We start from the raw sequence: 7,995 nt of genomic DNA, 5'->3' as shown, positions 1-7,995 counted from the left end.
GCCGGCGCATCCTTGCCATCCTCATAGCCAAGATGCGCGGTCAGCTCGGCGCCCAGCATCCGCTCCATCAGCTTGATCTTGAGCTCCTTCATCAGCCCGGCATCGCCAAGCAGATCCTCTGAACCCCCCGGGTTTCCGAGAGGCTATTTTGTTCAAAACTTAGGCGGCTTTTTCAAGAGCAATCATCTCTGCATGGAATGCATCCTCCATTTCTTGCGGCGGCCGGTGGCTGATGGCGCCATGTAGCCGCTCGGTGTTGTACCAGCTGACCCATTGCAGGGTCTCCCACTCGACCTGGGCCATGGACTTCCACGGGCCGAGAAAGTTGATGACCTCCGTCTTGAAGAGGCCGATGATGCTCTCGGCCATGGCGTTGTCGTAGGAATCACCAACACTGCCGACCGAGGTGTCGATGCCGGCATCGGCCAGGCGTTCGGTGTAGCGGATGGACAGGTACTGGCTGCCGCGATCGGAATGGTGGATCAGGCCACCGCCCTCGGCCGGACATCGCCCGCAGATGGCCTGGTTCAGCGCATCGAGAACAAAGCTGGTGGTCATCGATGTCGAGACGCGCCAGCCCACAATCTTGCGCGCGAAGACATCGATGATGAAGGCGACGTAAACCATCCCTGCCCATGTCGACACATAGGTGAAATCCGACACCCAGAGCTGGTCGGGCATGGTCGCCACAAACTGCCGGTTGACCTTGTCATCGGGACAGGGCTGCGCCGGATCTGGGACCGTGGTTTTCGTCTTGCCGCGCGTAACCCCTTGCAATCCTTTCTCTCTCATCAATCGTTCCACGGTGCAGCGCGCAATGTCGTGCTTGTCTCGCCGAAGCTGGTGCCAGACCTTGCGCGCACCGTAGCGGCCTCTGCTCTTGTCGTGGACGCGTCTGATCTCATCGAAATCCTCCTTGTCCTGCCGGGCCCGCTCCGAGGCCAGCTCAGGGTTGCGGGCAATGGCGGCATGACGGTGAAAGGTCGCTGGGGCGATCGGCAGAATACGGCAGATCGGCTCGACCCCATAGACCTCGCGATGCTCTTCAATGAAGGCAATCATTTGCGGAACGGGCGGTCGAGCTCCGCCTGGGCAAAATAGGCCGACGCCTTCTTCAGGATCTCGTTGGCGGTGCGCAGTTCCTTGACCTCGCGCTCCAGCTCCTTGATCCGCGCCTTCTCTTCGCTGCTCTGTCCACTGCGCTCACCAGCATCACGGGCTGCCTGAACGCACCAGGCGCGAAGCGTGTCATGGGAACAGCCAAGCTTCGACGCGATCGCACGGTAGGCCGCGTTGTCGCTGGTGTAATCAGGGCGCTGTTCGCGATACAGCCGAACGCCGCGCTCGCGGAACTCGGCCGTGTCCTTCGGGGTGTGCTTCTTCGATTCCATAAGGGGCATCCTTTGAGATTTTTACTCTCTCGGAAACCCGGGGCGGTTCACTCAGGCCGATCGCAGCCCTTCAAAAGATCGTCCAGCAGGTCCTTGGAAATTGTCATCGTCCTTGCTCCTTTCAGGAAACATGGACCAGATCACAGATACACAAAAGATCGGACACTCTCCTACCCGGCGATCGCCCCGAGCTGGCGACGGGCCTGGACCGAGGTCGTCCCCTTTCTTGACTACCCGCCCGAGGTACGAAGACTGATCTATACTACGAACGCCATCGAAGCCTTGAACTCAAAAATCCGCCGCGCCGTGCGAAGCCGCGGCCACTTTCCAAGCGATGAGGCCGCGGCGAAATTGATCTATCTCGCGCTGAATGCTACATCCAACGAGTGGAAGCGATCCGTGCGAGAATGGCACGCTGTCAAAAGCCAGCTCGCGATCATGTTCGAAGACCGCTTCCCAATGACGTAACAAATGGCGCCAGAGCACAAAATTACGCACAGTCCCGTCGGGCTTTACATGTCGCCACCCAACAGAGCTATTGTATTGTGCGTGGATGAAAAATCCCAGATTCAGGCACTGGACCGCGAACAACCGGTACTGCCAATGGCGCCGGGTATCGCCGAACGCAGAACCCACACATACGTCCGCCACGGCACAACCTCGCTGTTTGCCGCGCTGGATGTTGCCACGGGGGCGGTGATCGGCAAATGCTACAAGCGCCACCGGGCGACTGAATTCCTCGACTTCCTGAAAAGGATCGACGCGGCCATGCCCAAAGGGCCGGATGTGCACTTGGTGATGGACAACTATGCCACGCACAAGACGCCGAAAGTCAAGGCGTGGCTGGCGCGCCGCCCGCATTGGCATGTTCACTTCACGCCGACCTCGGCCAGTTGGATAAATCAGGTTGAACGCTGGTTCGCCGAGCTGACCCGCAAGCAATTACAACGCGGTGTCCACCGATCCACCGCCGCATTGGAGGCTGATATCGACGCCGCCTTCATCAAGGCGCACAACGAAAATCCCAAGCCCTACCGATGGGTCAAACCCGCAGATCAAATCCTCGCATCCGTAAAGCGGTTCTGCCAGCGGACACAGCAAAACCTATGTGCCGAACTTTAGATTCAGATGACTAGGTTCTTCAGCCCGATACGTGCCGTGGCGCGGGCGATCCCGATGCTGCGCACCAGCGTGCCGCCCATGTCGTTGGTCTGCGCGCCGAACACGTGCTCGACCCGGGCGCGGACCTTCGACCGGGTCTTGTTGCCCTGTTTCTCGCGCGTGCTGAGCGGTCGGTTGCGATGACCCTTGCGGTGGATGCGGCTTTTCAGGCCCCGATCGTCCAGCTTGGCTTCGATCTCGGCCGACCGGTACGCGCTGTCCGCCCAGACATCGGACGCGGTGTTGTCGTCATCCAGCACGTCGTCGATGACCTGGCTGTCGTGGACGGCCGCGTCGGTCACCTTGTAGCGCCGGATCAGCTTGTGCCGCCGGTCGACGTTGACGTGGTTTTTGTACCCGTAGTGCGACGTGCCGTGCTTCTTCGTCCAGCGCGCGTCGGTGTCCTTCTGGCGGGTCTTCGCCGGCTTGTCGTCCCAGCCCTCGGGCGTCTTGCCCGCCTTGATCGCGGCATTCTCGTCGCGGTCGTTGCGCTGCTTGGGCACCGGCACGATCGAGGCGTCGACCATCTGCCCGCCCATCGCAAGCCAGCCTTGGTCCTTCAGATAGGCGTCGAACGCACCGAACAGCTCGTCGACCACCCCGGCCTGAACCAGCTGCTCGCGGTACTGCCAGACCGTGGTCGCGTCCGGCACCGGATCCTCCAGACCCAGGCCCAGGAAGCGCATGAACGACAGCCGGTCACGGATCTGGTACTCGAACTGTTCATCAGACAGGTTGTAGAGTTCGCACAACACGAGCGCCTTGAACATGACGACCACGTCCCAGGGCTTGCGGCCCGCCTTGGACTTCCGCGCCTCCGGCGGCCGACGCCAGACCGCGTCCAGCCGCGGCCGAAAATCCGCCCAGGGAACGACGGCGTTGAGCTTCACCAGCGGATCCGACTTCGCATCCAGCCCGGCGTAGCGCTTCGAGACATCGAAGAAGCCCATCTGCCCCATCACTACCTCCCAGTCATCGCACCCACATCGGCGATTCTATCGCAATCCCGCTGGGTCGCCAGATTTTTCGAGGTGCCCTTAACCGCTGAGCTGTCAATCAGCACATCGGCGGGTGGTCCGCCGGCCGAGGCCAGGGCATGGAATATATCGATCCAAACGCCTTTCACGGCCCAGCGCACAAAGCGGTTATAAAGCGTTTTATGTGGCCCATAGATCAACGGCGCGTCGGACCAGCGCCCACCCGACTTCAGAACATGCACAATGCCACTGATTACTCGACGGTCATCAACCCTCGGCTTGCCCCGCGTGTCCGTGGGAAGAAGCGGCTCAAGCCGCGTAAATTGCTCATCAGAAAGCCAAAAACAAGAACCTGACATCAATGTCTCCCTTCAGGAAACTTGAATCAGATTTTTGCCAGCCTGGGAATCCCTTTTATGGGTCCTGGGCCTAGTAAAACCGGAGCCCTTTCAGCTTTTCAAAAACACAATCATCCAGAAGGTCAACAATATCTTTGATAGTCTTCCCTTGTGCTAAGATTACATCAAAATAACTTAATCGCAAAACGCTATCTTTTCTTCCTAAGAAAACACCATCTAGCAAGACATTTTCTTTTCTAAATATATCAACTATAATGCGAGTACCCTCTTCATCTGACTCCAACAACGGAAGACTTACATTGTCTACCTTAACATACCTGTCCAGATTGTTTATAAATCCGATATCTTCAACTGGTATTGAGGATAGTGACTTTACTGTTTCGAAAAAGTATGACCTACCCCCTAGCAAATACCGACACTTTGAAAGAACGAGCATTTGAGCGAACGTTTGAACTTGCTCATCACTCGTGTCTACAAAAATTCTTTTTGAAAAGCGATCAAAGTAATTGTTGTTGTGACTACACCCTGACCCAACTGGCTGAACGCCATAATCAAGAAACAAAACTTTGCAAAATTTATTTGCGTATTTATCAATAAAAGAAGCAACTTCTCGGCAGTCAGTTGCAACTATAACCGTCTTTATTCTTGATGAATATTTTTTCAAAAAAGCATCCAGTGCTTTCTCTAACTCTACCCTAGATGCTGGTTTAACCCCCCACAAACCAGTCTTAGAAGAGAAATACCTTTCCCCATTGCCATGCCGAAAATGAATACCCAGAGCTTTCGAGTAATCAATCTCTCCATTTATTGCGGACTCAATTTTCCTCACTTTATTTAAAACATTTTTACTGGGGACTATTTTTTTTAATGCCCTTCTATTTGCACCGAGATCATTTTCTCCTTTGTATATAAATCTTTTTATATTATTTCTTGATATATATTTAAACCGTCCTTCAAAATCTCCAGCATTTTTTACCGGCTTGTGTTGGCTAGCAGATGTTTCCTTATAGTAACCTGGCTCACCGTCTACCAACTTTTTTATGCTTTTTGATGCAAAATTGTTCAGCAATAGATTAAACTCGTCTTCTTTTTCATTTATAGACAGTGGATAATCAATGATATCACTGGACGATGTGTCAATCAGTGGCCACTTTTTATCTTCTTGTGAGCAATAGAGCAATGCACTTGCATATACGCTTAGCTTCCCGCCTAAGCCAAACCAATGCCCATCAGCGAAACAAATTCTTTTAAACTTAGTGTTTTTTACTTTTTGGAGAAACTCTTTTTTACGAACATTCAGGTAAATTCTCTTTAATACAAGGCTGCACTCTCCCTCCCTATAAATCAATATACCTTTCAAACAACCTTTAATTCCTAAATCTTGAGATGAAACCACCGTTGTATAATTAGACAGACTTTTAAAGATTTGATCTACTTCGAAATTATCCCCTATAAACTTTAGTGAAAATGGTAGATCTTTTTTGCTATACGAATCCCTAAATTCAATCACTAATTCAAATACTTCCAATTCGAAAGGCAAACTTATTGATAAAAAAGGATTAAGTTCCCTCTCAGAGTGAAAACCAAATTCTGAGCAAATACTATCAGAGTCTTTAATATTACCATTGATCAGCTTTGACCACTTTTCACTAACAGATGAGGCGTTTAATTCACACAAATAAGTTATATCATACATTTTTCAATACTACCTATTTTTTACTGGGAAATGGGCCCCATTTATTGGACAGCTTGGCGGCGTTGTTAAGGGGGAACTGCATACTGGTGTTATGCCGTCGGGCGCCTGCCCGTCAAGGGTTGAATGTGGCCTCTCGGTGTTATAGTAAACAATTCATGAGCCGATCAGGCGTCGCGCCTCTCGGCCCCCTGGTAATGCGCGCAGGCACAGATAAACGCACTCATATTTGAGGCTGCGCCAAAGCCGCTCGATAAACACATTATGCCGTCGCTCCGCTCCGTCAACTTCGCAAACTAGCCATCTCCCTTTCTCATCCATGGATATTTTGACTCCGGCTGCACGCAACTGACTTGTCCATTCGGACCGGTTGAGCTGACTGAACCGCCCCGGGTTTACCGGAGAGTTTTTAGTTCAATAATTATGCTACTTTTTCGTCAGAGCCTGACCGAAAAAGGAATTGAGTGATATCAGCCACTTGTGATTCATGGGTGTGTCGAGCAACCATGGAGGCACAGGATGTGGACTGATATCACCCGTCGGCAGTTTGCCCGCGAAGGACTGCGTTTGCCAAGCGATTTAACGGATGCGGAGTGGGCGGCTCTGGAACCGCTTCTGCCGCCGCGTCCACGGCGGGGCCGCCCGCCGCGCTGGAGGTGTCGGGACATTATGAATGCGATGCTCTATCTGCTGCGCGGTGGCTTGCCCTGGCGCATGTTGCCGCCGGGCGTATTTCCACCCATGACCACACTGCAGCATTATTTTTATCGCTGGCGGGACATGGGCCTGTGGCCTGCGATCAACCACGCCCTGTTGATGACAGCGCGTGAAGCAGGCGGGCGCGAGGCGTCGCCATCAGCCGGGGTGATCGACAGTCAGAGCGTCAAAACCACGGAAAGCGGCGGTGTCCGGGGCTATGATGCAGGCAAAAAGATCAAGGGCCGCAAACGCCACATCCTGACGGACACCGAGGGCTTTATGGTCGGCGCCCTCGTTCATGCCGCCGACATTCAGGACCGTGATGGCGCCCCCGATCTGCTCTCGACCCTCCAACATAATTTCCCCTGGCTACGCCATGTGTTTGCCGATGGAGGCTATGCGGGGCCAAAACTCAAGGGCGCATTGGGAAAAATGGGTCAATGGACCATGCAGATCGTCAGGCGTTCGGATAAGGCCGAAGGGTTTGAGGTGCTCCCGCGCCGCTGGGTCGTTGAGCGCACCTTCGCCTGGCTCGGTCGTAACCGGCGCCTCCCCAAGGATTTCGAGCGAACCATCCAGAGCGCCACTGCATGGCTCTATATGGCGTCCACCCAACTCCTGCTTCGAAGAATCGCAAGCCATTGATTTCATTAAAAAGAATTTTGAGTCAGACTCTCAGCGTTCAAGCTTGCGTAGAATACCTCCTCTGCTTCGTTCGGCGTGGCGTAACCGATGGCGCTGTGCAGTCGCGTCTTGTTATACCAGTCGACCCACTTCAGGGTTTCCCACTCGACCTGACCAACGGACTTCCAGGGGCCGGGGAACTTGATCACCTCGGCTTTGAACAGGCCGATGATGCTTTCGGCCAGAGCGTTGTCATAGGAGTCCCCGACGCTGCCGACAGAGGTGTCGATCCCCGCCTCAGCCAGCCGCTCGGTGTATCGGATCGAGAGGTATTGGCTGCCCCGGTCGCTGTGATGGATCAGTTTGTCGGTCTCGGACGGCGCCCTCTGGCAGATCGCCTGGTTCAGGGCATTCAAGACGAACCCGGTGGTCATCGAGGTCGAGACGCGCCAACCGACGATCTTGCGGACGAAGACGTCGATGACAAAAGCCACGTAGACCATGCCCTGCCAGCTGGAGACATAGGTAAAGTCGCTCACCCAGAGCTGGTTCGGCATATTGGCCACGAAAACACGGTTCACCTTGTCGTCCGGGCAAGGCTGGGCCACATCTGGATTGGTCGTGATGAGGGAGTGTCATGAACTCTGTGTATCTGGTCTGGCCCACGCGGGTTTCAAACACGGTCACGCATTGAAGCGTTCGTCGAACATGATAGCGAACTGGTTCCTGGCCGCAAACCATTCCCGGACATTTCTGCCGCCTTTCTCGAAGTTGCGGATCGCCAGGTAGATCAGCTTGGTCGCGGCCTCCTCGGTCGGGAAGGATCCGCGGGTCTTGATCGATTTGCGAATGACCCTGTTCAAACTTTCAATGGCGTTCGTCGTGTAGATGATCTTGCGGATCGCCGGATCGAAGGCAAAGAACGGGATCACCTCCTGCCATGCCCGCCGCCAGGCCGGGGCAATCGAGGCGGGGACTGTGCGTAATTTTGTGCTCTGGCGCCATTTGTTAGGTCATTGGGAAGCGGTCTTCGAACATGATCGCGAGCTGGCTTTTGACAGCGTGCCATTCTCGCACGGATCGCTTCCACT

The 7,995-nt window shown here is 54.3% G+C and carries 4 protein-coding genes, 5 pseudogenes and 1 other annotated feature; of the genes and pseudogenes, 3 read left to right on the top strand and 6 right to left on the bottom strand.

Annotated features, from left to right (window positions below; genetic code table 11):
* Positions 1 to 159: 159 nt before the first annotated feature.
* A protein-coding gene (locus WGH93_RS12990) for an IS3 family transposase (RefSeq protein ID WP_374765312.1) occupies positions 160 to 1,391 on the bottom strand; the annotation gives its coding sequence in 2 pieces (ribosomal slippage) (positions 160 to 1,097 and positions 1,097 to 1,391; 1,233 coding nt in all).
* Positions 988 to 1,104 (bottom strand) — a sequence feature (AL1L pseudoknot). (Overlaps the previous gene by 117 nt.)
* A gap of 156 nt (positions 1,392 to 1,547) precedes the next feature.
* On the opposite strand from WGH93_RS12990, the pseudogene WGH93_RS12985 reads away from it, so the two are divergent.
* Both WGH93_RS12985 and WGH93_RS12980 read left to right on the top strand, forming a co-directional pair.
* Positions 1,548 to 1,859: pseudogene (locus WGH93_RS12985) on the top strand (transposase); the annotation flags it as partial.
* Positions 1,860 to 1,895: 36 nt separating this feature from the next.
* Positions 1,896 to 2,513, top strand: a pseudogene (locus tag WGH93_RS12980) (IS630 family transposase); the annotation flags it as partial.
* A gap of 2 nt (positions 2,514 to 2,515) precedes the next feature.
* Here WGH93_RS12980 and WGH93_RS12975 read toward each other — a convergent pair.
* The 3 genes and pseudogenes from WGH93_RS12975 to WGH93_RS12965 form a co-directional block, all read right to left on the bottom strand.
* Entirely contained in the window at positions 2,516 to 3,511 is a 996-nt protein-coding gene (locus tag WGH93_RS12975) for an IS5 family transposase (protein WP_374765311.1), read from the bottom strand.
* Positions 3,512 to 3,588: 77 nt separating this feature from the next.
* Positions 3,589 to 3,888, bottom strand: a pseudogene (locus tag WGH93_RS12970) (transposase); the annotation flags it as partial.
* A 70-nt stretch (positions 3,889 to 3,958) separates the two neighbouring features.
* Positions 3,959 to 5,584 carry an O-fucosyltransferase family protein gene (locus WGH93_RS12965; RefSeq protein WP_374765310.1) on the bottom strand — a complete coding sequence of 542 codons (1,626 nt, stop codon included), beginning with the start codon at positions 5,582 to 5,584 and terminating at the stop codon, positions 3,959 to 3,961.
* Between the two features lie 516 nt (positions 5,585 to 6,100).
* On the opposite strand from WGH93_RS12965, the gene WGH93_RS12960 reads away from it, so the two are divergent.
* Positions 6,101 to 6,925, top strand: a complete 825-nt coding sequence (locus WGH93_RS12960; RefSeq protein ID WP_374765309.1) for an IS5 family transposase — start codon at positions 6,101 to 6,103, stop codon at positions 6,923 to 6,925.
* A 5-nt stretch (positions 6,926 to 6,930) separates the two neighbouring features.
* Here the strand turns inward: WGH93_RS12960 and WGH93_RS12955 are convergent.
* Positions 6,931 to 7,527, bottom strand: a pseudogene (locus tag WGH93_RS12955) (IS3 family transposase); the annotation flags it as partial.
* Positions 7,528 to 7,587: 60 nt separating this feature from the next.
* Positions 7,588 to 7,872, bottom strand: a pseudogene (locus tag WGH93_RS12950) (transposase); the annotation flags it as partial.
* Between the last annotated feature and the right edge of the window lie 123 nt (positions 7,873 to 7,995).

It is taken from the genome of Yunchengibacter salinarum, assembly GCF_037658235.1.
GTDB lineage: Bacteria > Pseudomonadota > Alphaproteobacteria > Sphingomonadales > Kordiimonadaceae > Yunchengibacter > Yunchengibacter salinarum.
This window is presented reverse-complemented; position numbering and strand designations above follow the sequence as displayed.